Origin of the sequence: Virgibacillus oceani (genome assembly GCF_014638995.1) — a bacterium.
In the GTDB taxonomy this organism is placed as follows: Bacteria; Bacillota; Bacilli; order Bacillales; family Amphibacillaceae; genus Virgibacillus_E; species Virgibacillus_E oceani.
In genome coordinates this window covers 68904-83829 of the sequence record NZ_BMFR01000007.1, presented here as the reverse complement: position 1 = coordinate 83829, position 14926 = coordinate 68904, and the positions used below count along the sequence as shown (strand labels likewise).

General features: G+C 37.7%; 22 protein-coding genes. 12 read left to right on the top strand and 10 right to left on the bottom strand.

Annotation, left to right across the window (positions count from 1 at the left end):
- The first annotated feature begins 83 nt into the window (after positions 1-83).
- Both IEV74_RS10260 and IEV74_RS10255 read left to right on the top strand, forming a co-directional pair.
- Positions 84-1376 carry a nucleotide sugar dehydrogenase gene (locus tag IEV74_RS10260; RefSeq protein WP_229683122.1) on the top strand — a complete coding sequence of 431 codons (1293 nt, stop codon included), beginning with the start codon at positions 84-86 and terminating at the stop codon, positions 1374-1376.
- Positions 1377-1401: 25 nt separating this feature from the next.
- Positions 1402-2520: a DegT/DnrJ/EryC1/StrS family aminotransferase gene (locus IEV74_RS10255; RefSeq protein WP_188455295.1), complete on the top strand. Its 1119-nt coding sequence runs from the start codon at positions 1402-1404 to the stop codon at positions 2518-2520.
- A 9-nt stretch (positions 2521-2529) separates the two neighbouring features.
- On the opposite strand, the gene IEV74_RS10250 is transcribed toward IEV74_RS10255, so the two are convergent.
- Positions 2530-3810, bottom strand: a complete 1281-nt coding sequence (locus IEV74_RS10250) for a glycosyltransferase family 2 protein (protein WP_188455294.1) — start codon at positions 3808-3810, stop codon at positions 2530-2532.
- A 222-nt stretch (positions 3811-4032) separates the two neighbouring features.
- On the opposite strand from IEV74_RS10250, the gene IEV74_RS10245 reads away from it, so the two are divergent.
- Genes IEV74_RS10245 through IEV74_RS10230 form a run of 4 tightly spaced genes read left to right on the top strand, consistent with a single transcriptional unit; the run spans position 4033 to position 6066 of the window.
- Positions 4033-4284 (top strand): DUF2249 domain-containing protein, encoded by a 252-nt coding sequence (locus tag IEV74_RS10245; protein ID WP_188455293.1) that lies wholly within the window; start codon positions 4033-4035, stop codon positions 4282-4284.
- Positions 4281-4496, top strand: a complete 216-nt coding sequence (locus IEV74_RS10240; protein WP_188455292.1) for a DUF2249 domain-containing protein — start codon at positions 4281-4283, stop codon at positions 4494-4496. Before IEV74_RS10245 ends, IEV74_RS10240 begins: the two co-directional genes overlap by 4 nt.
- 1 nt (position 4497) lies before the next feature.
- Positions 4498-5745, top strand: a complete 1248-nt coding sequence (locus IEV74_RS10235) for a hypothetical protein (protein ID WP_373284330.1) — start codon at positions 4498-4500, stop codon at positions 5743-5745.
- Positions 5746-5763: 18 nt separating this feature from the next.
- The gene (locus tag IEV74_RS10230; protein WP_188455290.1) at positions 5764-6066 is read left to right on the top strand and encodes a metal-sulfur cluster assembly factor; all 303 of its coding nucleotides are present in this window, start codon (positions 5764-5766) and stop codon (positions 6064-6066) included.
- 51 nt (positions 6067-6117) lie between these two features.
- Here the strand turns inward: IEV74_RS10230 and IEV74_RS10225 are convergent, their stop codons facing one another.
- Positions 6118-6546 (bottom strand): hypothetical protein, encoded by a 429-nt coding sequence (locus IEV74_RS10225; protein ID WP_188455289.1) that lies wholly within the window; start codon positions 6544-6546, stop codon positions 6118-6120.
- Positions 6547-6770: 224 nt separating this feature from the next.
- On the opposite strand from IEV74_RS10225, the gene IEV74_RS10220 reads away from it, so the two are divergent.
- Positions 6771-6935, top strand: coding sequence for a hypothetical protein (locus IEV74_RS10220; RefSeq protein WP_188455288.1), 165 nt, complete (start codon positions 6771-6773; stop codon positions 6933-6935).
- Here IEV74_RS10220 and IEV74_RS10215 read toward each other — a convergent pair.
- The 6 genes from IEV74_RS10215 to IEV74_RS10190 form a co-directional block, all read right to left on the bottom strand.
- Complete coding sequence (locus IEV74_RS10215; RefSeq protein WP_188455287.1) at positions 6910-7731, bottom strand: serine/threonine protein kinase; 822 nt, start codon at positions 7729-7731, stop codon at positions 6910-6912. The two genes, IEV74_RS10220 and IEV74_RS10215, sit on opposite strands and share 26 nt — an antisense overlap.
- Positions 7732-7931: 200 nt before the next feature.
- Positions 7932-8162 carry a molybdopterin converting factor subunit 1 gene (gene moaD / locus IEV74_RS10210; RefSeq protein WP_188455286.1) on the bottom strand — a complete coding sequence of 77 codons (231 nt, stop codon included), beginning with the start codon at positions 8160-8162 and terminating at the stop codon, positions 7932-7934.
- Positions 8155-8628: a molybdenum cofactor biosynthesis protein MoaE gene (locus IEV74_RS10205; protein ID WP_188455285.1), complete on the bottom strand. Its 474-nt coding sequence runs from the start codon at positions 8626-8628 to the stop codon at positions 8155-8157. The genes moaD and IEV74_RS10205 overlap by 8 nt, the downstream gene beginning before the upstream one ends.
- Before the next feature lie 10 nt (positions 8629-8638).
- Positions 8639-9130 (bottom strand): molybdopterin-guanine dinucleotide biosynthesis protein B, encoded by a 492-nt coding sequence (mobB, locus tag IEV74_RS10200; RefSeq protein WP_188455284.1) that lies wholly within the window; start codon positions 9128-9130, stop codon positions 8639-8641.
- A 77-nt stretch (positions 9131-9207) separates the two neighbouring features.
- Complete coding sequence (locus IEV74_RS10195; protein WP_188455283.1) at positions 9208-9519, bottom strand: metal-sulfur cluster assembly factor; 312 nt, start codon at positions 9517-9519, stop codon at positions 9208-9210.
- A 111-nt stretch (positions 9520-9630) separates the two neighbouring features.
- Positions 9631-10392 (bottom strand): prolyl oligopeptidase family serine peptidase, encoded by a 762-nt coding sequence (locus IEV74_RS10190; RefSeq protein WP_188455282.1) that lies wholly within the window; start codon positions 10390-10392, stop codon positions 9631-9633.
- Positions 10393-10653: 261 nt separating this feature from the next.
- Here IEV74_RS10190 and IEV74_RS10185 point away from each other — a divergent pair, with 261 nt between their 5' ends.
- The 4 genes from IEV74_RS10185 to IEV74_RS10170 all read left to right on the top strand — a co-directional run bounded on the left by IEV74_RS10185 (position 10654) and on the right by IEV74_RS10170 (position 12447).
- Positions 10654-11487: a Cof-type HAD-IIB family hydrolase gene (locus IEV74_RS10185; protein WP_188455281.1), complete on the top strand. Its 834-nt coding sequence runs from the start codon at positions 10654-10656 to the stop codon at positions 11485-11487.
- Between the two features lie 100 nt (positions 11488-11587).
- Positions 11588-11737: a hypothetical protein gene (locus IEV74_RS10180; protein WP_188455280.1), complete on the top strand. Its 150-nt coding sequence runs from the start codon at positions 11588-11590 to the stop codon at positions 11735-11737.
- Positions 11738-11932, top strand: coding sequence for a DUF3813 family protein (locus IEV74_RS10175; RefSeq protein WP_188455279.1), 195 nt, complete (start codon positions 11738-11740; stop codon positions 11930-11932).
- A gap of 251 nt (positions 11933-12183) precedes the next feature.
- Positions 12184-12447: a NifU N-terminal domain-containing protein gene (locus IEV74_RS10170; RefSeq protein WP_188455278.1), complete on the top strand. Its 264-nt coding sequence runs from the start codon at positions 12184-12186 to the stop codon at positions 12445-12447.
- 26 nt (positions 12448-12473) lie between these two features.
- Here IEV74_RS10170 and IEV74_RS10165 read toward each other — a convergent pair whose 3' ends face one another.
- A complete protein-coding gene (locus tag IEV74_RS10165; protein WP_188455277.1) occupies positions 12474-12908 on the bottom strand; it encodes a hypothetical protein in 435 nt (144 codons plus the stop codon).
- Positions 12909-12934: 26 nt separating this feature from the next.
- Positions 12935-13780 carry a YitT family protein gene (locus IEV74_RS10160; protein ID WP_188455276.1) on the bottom strand — a complete coding sequence of 282 codons (846 nt, stop codon included), beginning with the start codon at positions 13778-13780 and terminating at the stop codon, positions 12935-12937.
- Between the two features lie 153 nt (positions 13781-13933).
- Here IEV74_RS10160 and fakB point away from each other — a divergent pair, with 153 nt between their 5' ends.
- On the top strand, positions 13934-14794 hold the full coding sequence (fakB, locus tag IEV74_RS10155) for a DegV family protein (protein ID WP_188455275.1): 861 nt from the start codon (positions 13934-13936) through the stop codon (positions 14792-14794).
- Positions 14795-14926: the final 132 nt, after the last annotated feature.

The following is a 14926-nucleotide window of genomic DNA, read 5'->3' as shown; positions in this document are numbered from 1 at the left end:
ACCATTCGTCCAATCATTTCTAACATTTTTTAATACCATAAATTATGAATAATCGTCTTAACGAAAGAAGTGAGGTTAAACTATTGAATGAACAACAAAACACTTCTGTAGCTGTAGTTGGACTAGGAAAAATAGGTCTGACCTTGGCTGCTGTTTTTGCCAACAATGGATATACTGTTTACGGATCGGATATTAACAAAGAAGTTGTCACTTCCATCAACAACGGAAAATCCCACATCAACAATGAACCGGGACTGGATCAATTGGTCGCTGATGCCCACAACAATAAATCACTATCAGCAACAACTATAACTGCTGATGCTGTTAGAAAATCCAATGTAATCGTTGTTATTGTGCCAGTATTAGTTGATGATCAAAACCATGTTGATTATCACTTTATTGATGCTGCCGTTCAGGAAATAGCAAAGGGCATTAGAAAAGACACATTAGTCATTTTTGAAACGACACTTCCACCTGGAGATACAAGAAATAGATTCGGGAATAAAATAGAAGAAATTTCCGGGCTGCGTTTGGGTGAGGATATCTATCTTGCATATAGTCCCGAAAGAGTCTACTCCAATCGCATTCTTTTAGATCTTCAAACCTATCCAAAGGTTATCGGGGGAATTAATGAAAAAAGTCTTCGGCTAGCTGCTGAGTTTTATACTAATGCCTTGAACTGCCAATTGATAGAAGTAAGTTCGTTGGAAACAGCGGAATTTTCCAAGGTCGCTGAATGCGTCTATCGGGATGTAAATATTGCACTGGCAAATGAACTTGCACAATTCGCTGATGCCAAAGGGGTCAATATGTCTGAAGTAATCGATGCAAGCAATAGCCAGCCCTATTCACATATACACGCACCCGGCATTGGAGTAGGCGGACATTGCATTCCAATCTACCCCTATTTTTTCATCAATAAGGGGCTAAAGCCAGGCTTAACTACAATGTCCAGAGAAATAAATGATCAAATGGCTTCCTACTCTATTTCCAAAATGGAGGAAGAAATAGATTCGTTAGAAAACAAAAATGTGCTTATTCTAGGATTATCCTACCGGGAAAATGTAAAGGAACCTACTAAATCAACAACCTTCCTGCTTCTGGAACAATTACGAAAGAAACGGGCAAATCTATTTGTTCATGACCCTCATTTTACTGAAAAAGAGATTAGGAATTACGGTGCAAGATCACTAGCATTAAATGATGAATTTGCAGCGGAAATAGATGTGATTATCCTCCAAGCCTATCACCAGCAATATAGCAGCTTGGATTTTACAGCATTCAGTAATTGTGAGCTCGTATTCGACGGCAGAAATAGGTTGAATAGGAGAGAAATTACAAACCTTGGAATGAAATATCTGGGTATTGGAAATTAACGTAAAGGGTGGTATGTAAAACAAAATGCTGAATAACAAAAAAATACCAATGGTTGATTTAACAGAAGAATTACAGTTACTCAGAACCCCTATTTTGGAAATGGTAACAGAAGTATTGGACAGCGGACAATATGTACTTGGAAAAAAGGGTATTGAGCTTGAAAGAGCGGTCGCCGATTACGTTGGTGCAGCGCATGGTCTAGGGGTTGCCAATGGGACAGATGCCCTTCATTTAGCCCTAAGAGCACTTGACATTGGTCCAGGCGATGAAGTAATCACGACACCATTTACCTTTTTTGCAACCGCAGAAGCAATTGCATTAGTGGGAGCAAAACCTATTTTCGTTGATATTGAGGAAGAAACGTATACGATCGATCCCAGCAAAATAGAAGAAGTGATTACAGAAAATACAAAAGCAATCATCGTAGTCCATCTGTACGGCCAAGCGGCAAACATGAATGAAATATTAGAAATTGCGGCTAAGCATGACTTAAAAATAATCGAGGATGCCTGCCAGGCGATTGGAACGGAGTATAATGGCAAAAGAGTTGGCGCAATTGGCAATATTGGCTGCTTTTCCTTCTTCCCTTCCAAAAATCTTGGTGCATTTGGTGACGCGGGATTTATTACAACAAATCAAACAGACATCTATAAAAAGGTCGAAAAGTTAAGAAACCATGGCAGTGATAGAAAATACGAACATTCTTTAATAGGATTGAATAGCAGACTGGATGAGTTTCAAGCAGCAATTCTGCTTGTCAAACTATACTATTTGGACATTTTTTTACACAGTAGAAATGAAATTGCCAAACGATATACGGAGAACCTCAATGAGCATGTCAAAACCCCTCCAATTTCAGAAAATCGGGAACATACCTTTCACCAATACTGTATTGAAATAACTAAGCGAAATGAACTAATGGAAGTACTCGAGAAAAATGGAATTGCCTCAAGCATTTATTACCCCATTCCCCTTCATCTGCAAAAAGCTTTCAATAATCTTGCTTATAAACAGGGTGACTTTCCAGTAACCGAAAGAATCGCAACTAGAATACTGGCACTTCCTATATACCCAATGATGTCTTTTCAGCAGCAGGACTATATTATTACGACAATTAATGACTATTTAGCGAGTAATGGATAATTGTTTCCATTACTCTGTTAATTTTTTCAGAAATAAGCTCCACTTCGCATCATTTGTTTTTGTAATGCTTTGTTTATGTTCCCGTACATTATAAATGGTAAAATCCTTATATTGGAATTGGGATCTTTTTAACAACTGAAAAAGGACGCTTACATCCTCAAACAGCCGGCCATTTTCAAAATCAATTACTGGAAACCCTCCCGCTTCTTTCAATAGTGATGTTCGGTATATTCGGGGTCCAAGTGGAAATCGATAATGCAATAAATCAGCTTTTCCGTTAACAGCCTTTCCATTTGTTACTCCCTTGTACAGAATATCATTAGGTAATTGCTTCCACCTTCTGAAATTCCCATATAAAACAGAAATCGTATCCGCAAGTCCTGCCGCATGCCTTTTTATCATGGAACAGGCATCGTAATCAAGCCAATCATCTCCATCAAGCTCCAAAATAAAATCTGATGTTACATGTGGCAATAATTCATTCAGTGCCTTTGCCTTACCCTCGTTTTTTTTATGAAATGTCTTTACTTGTTTTCCATCCCCCCATTTTGCGAGTTGCTTATAGGAGCTATCAGTGGATCCATCATCCATGATTAAAATTTCATCAAATTGTTCCGCTTGCAGCAGGCATGAGGCAATTGCCGTTTCTACATATTTTTCCATATTATAAATCGCTATTACAACAGAAATAGTTGGTGTATTCAAATTTGTTTTGGGCAATTGGTATTTTTGCATAAACTGGAACTTTTCAATCGTATCTACGGAGCTGTTCTTTCTTGCCTGTTTCAGCAAATTCCCCGCCATTTGCTGTTGGGATTGGTCTATAGTTGACAGCCATGCAGGCAATAGTGCTTCCTGAAATGGGAGCTGATTTTTGGAAAGAAATTTATGTTTCTTCAGCATGGACGTTCTGACTAGAACAGGAAAATGACTAACACTATTTCGATGATGTAAGCCGGTCCGTAATACGGAAATGGATTGCGGCATTACAAGCGAGGCATTGTTTAGCAATGGTGATAAGTAATCCGTATCCTGCAAAAATAAGACAAATGAGGCAGACAACTCCCCAATGGTTTCGTTCAGTGCCCCACCAGTCCCTCCTACTCCTGTTTTGATAAATGACAGTTTAGCATCAAAATCCATGTGGTTATTTATATGCAATACTGTCTTTTCGTCATGCAGCACAAGCACCGATTTTATTCTTGAACTGATTTTTTTCAAGGAAGACAAAGCTTTTGATAGCATTGATTGCTCTTCATAATGAATAAGGATCACCGTTATATCTTCCATAGAAATTATCCCCCTAGGTTTTTGGCTATGCATTTACTGTAATACAAATGTATGGATAAGGAATATTTTTATACCTTTGAATGCTCACTCCTAATGTTCCATTTGAATTGTGACAATACGTTCATTTTTATAGTTAGCAGAATGTGATGCACGTCACTGTCTTTCTAATTGAAAATGATTATCATAATACTATAAAGAGAAATTCTAAACGGAGGTGATACAATGCATCCTGAACATAGTATTGTCGAACTGGATGTGCGCGAGGATTTAAGATTGAAAAAAGAGCCATTTGATAAAATCATGGCCGCTGTAAAAGAGGTAAAAGACGGACAGGTTTTCGTATTACATGCCCCATTTAATCCCGTTCCATTACACGCGGTTTTGAAACGCAGAGGCTTTGAACACAAAACAGAAAAGATGGAACGAAAGCATTGGAAGGTAACCTACTTCAAAAAGGAGGAATCGTTAAAATGATAATTGACAATCGCGGGCTTGAACCGCCACAGCCAATGATGCGCACATTAAAAGCACTGGATAAAATGAAAAACGGAGAAAAGCTTGCCATTATTAATGATCGCAGACCTATGTTTTTATATGAAGAGCTTGATGAACGCGGCTATTTGCATGAAACCGAAGCTCAGGAGGATGGCAGCTTTAAAATTTCAATAACGAAAATTGGTGATTAAGATGATGCCTGGTGCGAACATGAAAATAGATACAAACATTAAGCTGCCACTTGCGTTTATCGTATATGCTTTAATTGCATTTGCTGCAGCACAATTGATATTCCTTCTTCACCATGATCTTTTGGTAGCTGGGCAAATGCGCATGCCTGATATATGGATGGGTGCACATTTTCTGCTGCTGGGATTTGCGTTAATGGTAGCGATGGGAGCAATGTACCAGCTTGTTCCGGTTGCCTTTTTAACACCGATTTGGAATCAGACGTTTGGTTTCGCTCAGTTTTACTTCACCGCTATTGGCATAACGGGATTTGCTATTTTGCTTGGTATAAAGCCTGACAGTGCCATTTACGGAGGGATTATTGCTGTCATCGGTGTTATGATGTTTATTATTCAAATGACGATTACTATCTTTAAACAAGAAAAGAAGAACAAAATGACCTTGTTTGTCGCTGGTGCAATCATTTGCCTTTCCTTAACCATCGCCGCAGGATTTCTGCTTGCTTGGAATATTGCTTTAGGCGGAATTGCCAGCCATACGAAACTAGTACTTTCCCATATCGTATTAGGTGTCGCAGGCTGGTTTACATTATTAATTTTTGGATTTTCATACAAACTTGTTCCAATGTTCAGCCTGTCACACGGCTATTCAATGAAATGGGCAAAAGCCTCATTTTTTTCGTACATCACTGGTTTAATTGTATTAATCAGTTCATTTTGGCTGGAAAATAATACGCTCCAAACGATAGGCTGGCTGTTGTTATTAATTGGATATGGCCTGTTTGTCTTAGATATTGCAGACATTCTGAAAAAACGGTTCAAAAAAAAGCTGGATAAGCCGTTTTCTTTTGCACTATTTGCCATATGGATTGGTTTTTCTATACATGTATTGGCTGTGATTTTTAGATTATTAGGGATTCATGACCCCATCATTTGGAGCTGGCTCATATTTCTGTACATTATGGGATGGATAATTTTTAGTATTTTAGGCTATTTATACAAAATTGTTCCAGTTCTATGGTGGACATACAAATACTCGGACAGAGTTGGAAAGGAAAGAGTTCCGCTTTTAAAAGACATGATTAATGAAAAACTTAGTCTCGTTTTGTTTAGTTTGTTCATCATCGGCGTCGCAGGTCTTGCAATTGGAGGAATTGTTCATATTGAAATGGCAGTTTTTATTTTTCAGAGTCTATTATCGCTGATATCGCTCGTTTACACGATTTCCATTATTCGGGTTTTATTCGTTTAACGAAAGGAGACTGTTCTAATGACGTTACAAACACAGATTGAGGCAGCTTTATATGAGGTTATCGATCCTGAACTTGGTGTAAATATTATGGATTTGGGACTTATTTACGGTATCCAAATTGATGATGACAACAATGTAACCATAACCATGACATTAACCACACCAGGCTGTCCAATGCATGATACCATTTCCAATGGCGTAAAATATCGTGTTGGTCAAATGGATGGAATTGGCGAAATTGACGTTAATATTGTGTGGGAGCCAGCCTGGTCACCGGCAAACATGTCTGATCATGCGAAGGATATGCTAGGAATAGGATGATAGAGGAGCTTAATTTCTCAAGCTCCCTTCTGCTTTTATCCCTCTAATCCATCACATTCTTACAATTACCGCTCCTCCACCACTGCCTTGAACGCACTTTGTATCTTCCTGATCATGCATTGTTTGAAGCAATTGATTATTTTGTGCCATTAATTGTGTCAGTGTATCTAATTGTTCGTTTAGATTACGCATCATGCGAATTAAATAATCCATCTCTGATCCCGTACCATTATACAAATTATTCGAATAGGCAAATGGCTGGTAACCATGCAGATTGCCATTTTTTTGAGTGGTATTATTTTGTAAAGTAGGGTTATGTCCCATTCCGTTCGATTTTGGCCCCATTTGACTTTGTTTTCCAGAATTTGTTTCGTTTGCCCCTATGTTTCTCTGGCCCTGATTTTCACCAAAATTACCATTTCTATTTCTTTCCTCGGGATAATACCCCCAACCAGGTGTATAAGAATTGTAAGAAGACATCATTAACCTCCTTCCATCATATATTTAGCCTATTCAAGCATTTCTTCTCCCGGTACATCCATCCAAAAAATGATTGATTTGCCTATCATACAAAAACCGTGATTCTTATGAACAGGTATGCTAATGTATAACCAACTAAATAATAGAAATGAGAAAGGAGTTATTTATCATGAGTAAGTTTAAAAAATTGTTCAAACAGATAAAGCAGTATTCCCGGAGCAGCAGTGGTCGTAGAAAATATCATTACAGCAGAAGCGGAAGCAGCAGTCGACGCAAACACAACTATCCATACAGTGGAAGCCATCGTTATAAGCGAAAAGGTTATAGAAGCAGCAGTTAACTGCCTTCAGTTTGAGCGTACATCTATGTTTCGTATGTTTTTTCCATAAGAATACCATCAATATCACTAAGAATTTGTTTAGTGTCCAAATACTCCCTGTCAATACCGAGCAGCCTGCGAAGCATTTGTGCAGTTAAGGGATGAAGCGAAAGTTCTTCTGTCCATGGAAGAGCTTTTTTGCTTTTCTTAGGATATGAGGAATATAACAGAAATAATAATAAATCTCCTAAATCAAAATAATCCTGTTTCATTAGTTCCTTCCCCGTTTCCATCCTACCCTGTTTGGTTTGGCGAAATCCTGTATTTGAATCTAAATCTATCGCCAAGCCAAAGTCAATCAGGAAAAGAGCATTCCCTTGCAATATAACATTGGGAATACGGAGGTCTCCATGACAGATCCTTTGATTGTGCAGGTAATCAACAATTTCTACAAGTTTCCGGAATAACAGCAGTGATTTCATTTCATCAAACTGACACCTTTTTTCGAACAGGATATCCTCAGCATTGTATCCCTCAATAAAATCCATTATATAAAAATAGTTACCTTTATATGTAAATTGCCCATGTGCATTCGGAATGGCCATATGGTTTAGTTTGCGAAGAATGGATGCTTCATTGTAAAACAGCTCTATATCCTTCTCGTTGTTACGTTTGCTTGGACGAAGCTGTTTTAAGACATAATGTTTTGATGTATTTAAATCAATGCAATTATAGGCAATCCCAAAACTTCCTCTTCCAAGCAAATGATTAACTTTAAAGCGATGCGCAATAATGGTACCCGCTCCAAAGGGGCTATCAGCGAAAAATTGATAAACCTTTCGTATAGGACGTAATACAGGGTTCATAGGCTTACACCTTCTATTAATAAATGGGCTCTTCTCGTAAATTTTATTGCCATTTGCACCGTATTTTCCGTAAACTATTTTGATGCTTCTCAAACACGGATACACTTCGCTTTCCGAGGGGTCACGATTTACACTCGAGTTCGGCGCTTCCGCCCTTGGTGACCCCGGACGGCGATCGAAATTAAACTAAATTAAATTTCTCATCCGCCGCTTACTGGTGGAATAAACGCAACTACATCCCCGTTTGTTATCATTGCATCCTCAGCGGCGTATTCTTGATTTATTGCAATCATGGCGTGATCAAGGCTAAGGTCATAGGCTGCAGACAGTTTTTCTTTCAGTGCCTTGACTGTCATACCATCTGCTTCCATACTTACTTTCTCATTTCCAACCGTTTCCTGTAATTCTGCAAAAAACAGTACATCAATCATCGCTCATTTCCTCCTCCGTTGGTAACTTTTCTTGATAGGATGTCTTCTCTTTTTGGTCACCTATCCATTTTGTTCCATCTTCCCAATGCTCTTTCTTCCAGATTGGAACAATTTCCTTAATTCGTTCAATTGCATATCTGCTCGCTTCAAAAGCATCATTGCGGTGTGGTGTTGACACTGCAATTACAACGGCAATATCAGATATTTCCAATCTTCCTATACGGTGGACAATTGCCGTTTCTGTGTCTTGCCATTTTTCATTAATCTCATCACCAATCTGTGCAAGCTTTTTCTCCGCCATTTCAGCATATGCCTGATATTCCAGATACAATGTACGTTTACCCTTCGTAAATTCACGAACCGTTCCAATAAAAGTATCAATCGCCCCTGCTTTTGGACGTATTACTTTTGCTATGCAATCATTTACCTGAATTGGCTTATCGGTAATCCAATAGTTTTTCCCCATTTAAACACCTTCATTCCGTTATGTAATCCGCTAGCTGTGGTAAATAGGATCCAATATTTGCAATGCTGAATGCTGGATGGGATACATTTCTTAAAATTTGTTCATCCCAGGACCCTACTGCGATTATATTCGAAAGCTCGTCCAAAAGCGATAATTCTTCTTCGTTTTTTAGTAATACAATTTTAGGATAATCCGCCTTTTTATAGCCTTCAATAAATAGAATGTCAATTGGCAGCATTTTATATATGCTGATTAATGTTTCAAATTCAGTATTGTTCAGTATCAGCTGTGATACATGTTCCCCCTGGACACCGCTTGCCATCGTACCAGCTGCAAAATGCTGGTAACTGTCTGTATCCTTCATTAATTCAGGTTCCCCGCCATGACCATGATGCTTTAACGAACCAATTTTGTAGCCCCTAGATGAAAAATAACGAATAACCTCTTTCATAACCGTTGTTTTCCCAGAATTTTTATACCCGACAATTTGACATATTTTCATTTACATACCTCATATTTTTTTAATACGAAAAAAGGCCGATCCATATTGAATGAATCAACCTTGAAAATTTCGAATGATCAATCAGGAATACCTAATGCGATTTTGGCATAACGGGACATTCTTTCTTTACCCCAAGGCGGATTCCATACAATTTCAACATTTATTTCTTTTATTTCAGGAATATCTGAAAGCGCACGTCTCACATCTTGTTCAATATGTGCTGCGAGCGGGCAGCCCATTGCGGTGAGTGTCATTGTAACATTACAAACACCCTCATCGTTTAAATCAACATCATATACAAGTCCAAGATTAACGATATCAATGCCTAATTCGGGGTCAATAACGTTTTCAAGTGCGCCCATCATATTTTCTTTTAACGCCTCATCCATGATTTATTCCTCCCTAATTGTTTCTAGTCCTATTTAAACATATTTCGCTTACTTTTCAAGTGATTTATCTCACATATCATGTTACTTGCAGGCTAATAGTTCTAATTCAATCTACAAATGTGTATCAAACCAACGAACCGTTTCTAGAATAGCATAGCGACTTACTTTATGATCCCGATTTGATTCTTTAAGGAATTTAATATTGTCCTGATTGTTATATAGCTGCTTCGCTTGATCATAAAATGTGTACGAATGATCAAATGGTACAACTGAATCATTCTCACCGTGCCAAAAAAGAAGCGGGCGATTACTGAGTTTATCCGCTTGTCTGGATAAGTCGTATTTCTTAAGATCTTCAAATAATTGATCAATCATTTCTTCGGTAACTGGTAAATCTCCCAATTTCCTAAAGCTGTCAACTAATGTTTTCGCATAAGTAGTAATCTTAGGCGAGCCCATAAGAACTGCAGCAGCTTTAATCCACGGGTACTGTGTCAAGGCAGCAGAGGTTGTAATTCCTCCCATACTTGTTCCCGCTAAACCAAAACGTTCATCTAAAACAAGTCCTTCCTGATCGAGAATATCTTTTATTTCTTTTAATTCATGAACATTCAGCATAACAATGTCCCAAAAGGAGATCTGTTTCTTAATAGCGGAAATGTCCACTTCCCGTTCCCCATGATATTTACTATCAGGCAAAACGACCCGGTACCCTTTTTCCGCCAGCAAATAGGCGAGCGGTAAATTGTGCTCCTTTGCACTTGTGAAACCATGGGAATATGCAACAACAGGTAATGCCTCTTTTTCTTTTTCTGAATCAACAACAACCAAAGCCGGAATATCATTAAATTTTCTATGGTATACCCCTATCATGATCAAGATCCTCTCGTCAAAATATATATACTTAATCATAGTATTTTATAGGTATGTAATGCAACTAACATGAATGATTATGATTAAAGGTTATTGCTGCTTTTCTCTAAACTATCTTTATATCCTGGGTCATGTGTTTCCATTGTTTCTATATTAATTCCATTTTACAAAACTTAACCTCAACATAACATTTTTCCACTCTAATAATACTTTACTTTATCCAGAATCACTTATAAACTAGGGTAATACGAGGTGAAACTTATGGAAAATAAACAACATTTAATTGCTTTGGATTTAGATGGAACACTTTTAACAGACAAAAAAGTAATTAGCGCACGAACGAAGCAAACCGTATTAAAAGCAATCGAAGAAGGTCACATTGTTGTTATATCAACAGGCAGACCGCATCGTGCAAGTATTAATTATTATCAGGAACTTGGTCTTGATACGCCAATGGTCAACTTTAACGGGGCGCTGATCCATCACCCTAAGGATGACAAATGGGATATGCTGCACAGTCCAATGCCCAAACGAACTGCTTTAAAAATTATTGATGCTTGCTATCAGTTGAATGTCCACAATATATTAGCAGAGGTTAAGGACGATGTATACCTGGATCAATACGATGAAAAAATCATTGAAATTTTTCACACAACACAAAACGATCCGCCATTTAAGATTGGCAGTTTAAAAAATGAGCTGAAAAACGATCCTACATCCTTATTAATCCACCCAAAAGAAGATCATATCCATGAATTGAGAAGCCACCTTGACGATTATCATGCAGAATTGATTGAACATCGCAAATGGGGTGCTCCGTGGAATATTATTGAAATCGTTAAAAAAGGGATGAATAAAGCTGTTGGTTTAGAAAAGATCGCTTATTATTATAATATCCCTAAAGAACGAATTATTGCATTTGGGGATGAGGATAATGATTTTGAAATGATTGATTATGCTGGAGTAGGTGTTGCAATGGGAAATGCTATTGATGAACTTAAATCCATTGCCAATCACGTTACAGATTCTAATGAGCAGGACGGAATCGGTGCATTTTTGGAAAAATATTTGAACCTGCAAATGAAAGCTGTTTAAAAACTTACCGACATTTTCCTACCATATAAAATTACGAATAAACCATACTATAAGTGAACGTCAAAGCGTTCACTTCTTATTTTGTTGGGAGGAATCAGTTGTGGGTAAAAAGAGCAAATCAAAACGATTTACTCAACAAGGTGCTGATTCAGTTAAACAGCATGCTGAACGGTTTCCTTACCGATCACGCTTTTCCGATGCTGAACGAAAACATGAGGAAGCAGATAACCACACTGTAGGAGGGTTTTAAATGGCGAATAATTTATTTCAACAAGCTAAAGATGCCGTCAACCGCTTAACAAACACAACAGGAGCTTCAAACGCTCAAGATAAGCAAGCAGCACAAAATGCCATCCAAGCTGCCTATACAAATTGCTCTCCCGAAGAACAACAGCAATTGCAGCAGCTTGAACAACAACTCAAGTCTAAAAACCAATTGAGTTAACATCCGCAACCAATGGCTTGCTCAAGTGATTTCCAATTCTTTACAATGTGATGAAACGGTTTTGCGTAAGGCAAGCGGAAACACCTTCGCCAAGATAGGCGAAGGTGTTTTTATTATGATTGTTTCTTATTTCTTCCGTGACCGAAATCATTATAAATTTCTTCATCTGAAAAAGCTTAATATATTTCTTTTTTCCTTGTCCTATTTCTGCTAATATGTAATTAGATAGGTATTATTAGGAGGGATTACAAATGGGAGTACGTGCTGAAGCTACACCGAATCCAAATGCACTTAAATTTACTACAGATAAACTTATTTTTGAAGGCACAAATAGTATTTCAGTAAAACCTGGAGACACGAGCGAATATGCAATTTTAAATGATCTCTTGCAGCTTGAAGGTGTCGATAACGTTTTCGGATATCAGAATTTCATTACGGTAAACAAACAATTTGACGCGGAATGGGATGCATTGTCACCAAAAGTACAAGATGTATTTGCAAAATATGGGTATTAAAAAAAGACAGCATTTCTGCTGTCTTTTTATTGTGCTAAATCAACTGGAACATAGTTTGGATTAACCATTTTTCCTGACTCATCTTTTACATAAAATGTTAGAACGGGTATTTGATCTTTTGTTTGATCATTCTTAGGGATATCAATTTTTAACTCAAAGCTCCCCCACCCGCTTGCATTCGTATCTAATTTAACTTCACTTTCATCAACTGCAACTTCCTCACCGTACAAAAGCTTAAAATAGAACACATCATTTGTTGCTGCAGCCTGTCCTTTAACGGCAATTTGTTTCTCTGGTGTAGTAATGTCAAGGTTTCTGAATTTCACTGATACATTTTCATCTGATGGTGTTTCCGTGCTTGATTCCTGACTTTTCTGTTCTGAATTTGTGTTGTCTTCATTATCCTGATTTCCACAAGCAACCAATAGCATTGCAAAAAATACGACAAGAAATTTTTTCATAGCTTTTTGCCCCTCTGCTGAAATGTTTAGCCATCACGTCTGAAAAAACCGAAAATGCCTGTTGTTTGAACAATGTTCGTAAAAGCATTTGGATCTATTTCAGAAATAATTTTCTCAAGATCGTATAGCTCATATCGTGTAACGACAAGATACATCATGTTTTTATCTTCCCGTGTATACGCACCTTTTGCAGGTAATATAGTAATACCACGCACCATTTTGTTATGGATTGCCTTTTGCAATTCGTCCGCTTTGTGTGTAATGATCATAGCTGTAACTTTTTCGTGACGAGTATGTATCGCATCAATCACGCGTGTCGTTACATACAGTGTTAACAATGTATACAATGCATTTTCAGGCTCATAGAGAATACCTGCCATCGCAATAATCACTGCATTCAGCAATAAAAAATACGTACCAATCGGTCTGTCTTTCATCCGTGACAGTACCATCGCGACAATATCCATACCACCTGTTGATGCACCCAGTTTCAATGTAATCCCAACACCAGTACCCCCAATTACCCCGCCAAATACGGCATTCAATATAATGTCTTCTGAAATGTGAATAATCGGCAGTACTTCAAGAAATATAGTAGTACATGCAACAGATATAGCACTGTATACTGTAAACCCTTTTCCAACCTTAAACCATCCCAAAATGGCAACAGGGATATTTAGAATGAATAATAGAATACCAGTACTTATCCCAATTCCCACAAAGTCATTAAACACACTGGAAATCAGCTGAGCGGCACCAGTAAATCCACTAGCGTAAACATTGGCGCCAATTAAAAAGAAGTTCAAGGAAATCGCATTTAATAAAGCACCAAATACTACGATAATAATTCGCTTTGCTTCAAACAAAAACATGACAACCCTCCTTATATAGCCAGCATGCATCTGACAGCTGTCCAATACATTGTTATACTTTTTTTAATATTATTTAAATATCTTTGACTAACCATCGTTATAGCTATAAACTTAAAGAAATACAAGTTTATTATAGGAATGAAGGTGTAACTAATGAGCGTAAAAATTCTTGCAGATTCAGCATCTGATCTGTCAACAAAACATTATAACGAATTTGACATTGAAATGGTATCATTAACGGTACATTTAGATGAAAAAGAATATGAAGATGGAAAAACAATATCACCAAAATCGGTGTATGACGCAATGCGGGAAGGAAAAAGTCCTAAGACATCACAAGTATCTCCACAAACCTTTAAAACTATTTTTACATCTTACGCCGAAGCAAATCAACCCTTAATCTATATTGCATTTTCTTCTGAATTGTCTGGCACCTACCAAACAGGGAAGATGATGGAGCAGGAAGTGAAGGAAAAATACCCGGACGCTCCTATCCATGTAATCGATACGAAGTGTGCATCTATTGGATATGGTCTGGTAGTACTTCGTGCAGCACAACTAGCAAAATCGGGTGCAGGTGTTGATGAAATAATTGAAATGGCTACATACCACGCTAAGCATATGGAGCATATTTTTACGGTAGATGATCTTGAATATTTGTATCGAGGTGGGCGTGTCAGTAAAACAGCTGCATTCGTTGGTTCCCTTTTAAAAATTAAACCAATACTCCATGTTGATGATGGAAAATTAGTTCCGCTTGAAAAAATTAGAGGTTCCAAAAAATTATTGGGGCGAATCGTTGAAATCATGGAAGAACGTGGTACCGATTTTAAAAATCAGGTTATCGGAATCAGCCACGGAGATGATATCGAAAGAGCGGAAAAACTAGCTGAAGTGATTAAAGAAAAATTTAATCCGAAAGAAATCGTAATTGAAATGGTAGGGTCGGCAATCGGAGCGCATGCTGGCCCAGGGACTATTGCATTATTTTTCTTGAATGATGAATATAAGTAAATTCTGATTAGGCTAGTCCAGTACTACTGGGGTAGCTTTTTTTGTGAACAGGTGACTTTTGGTAAGTCATGTTGAAGGTGCGGTGCTCGCGTGGGATTCATTTCTTTTATCTGCGAATACATTTATTTTATT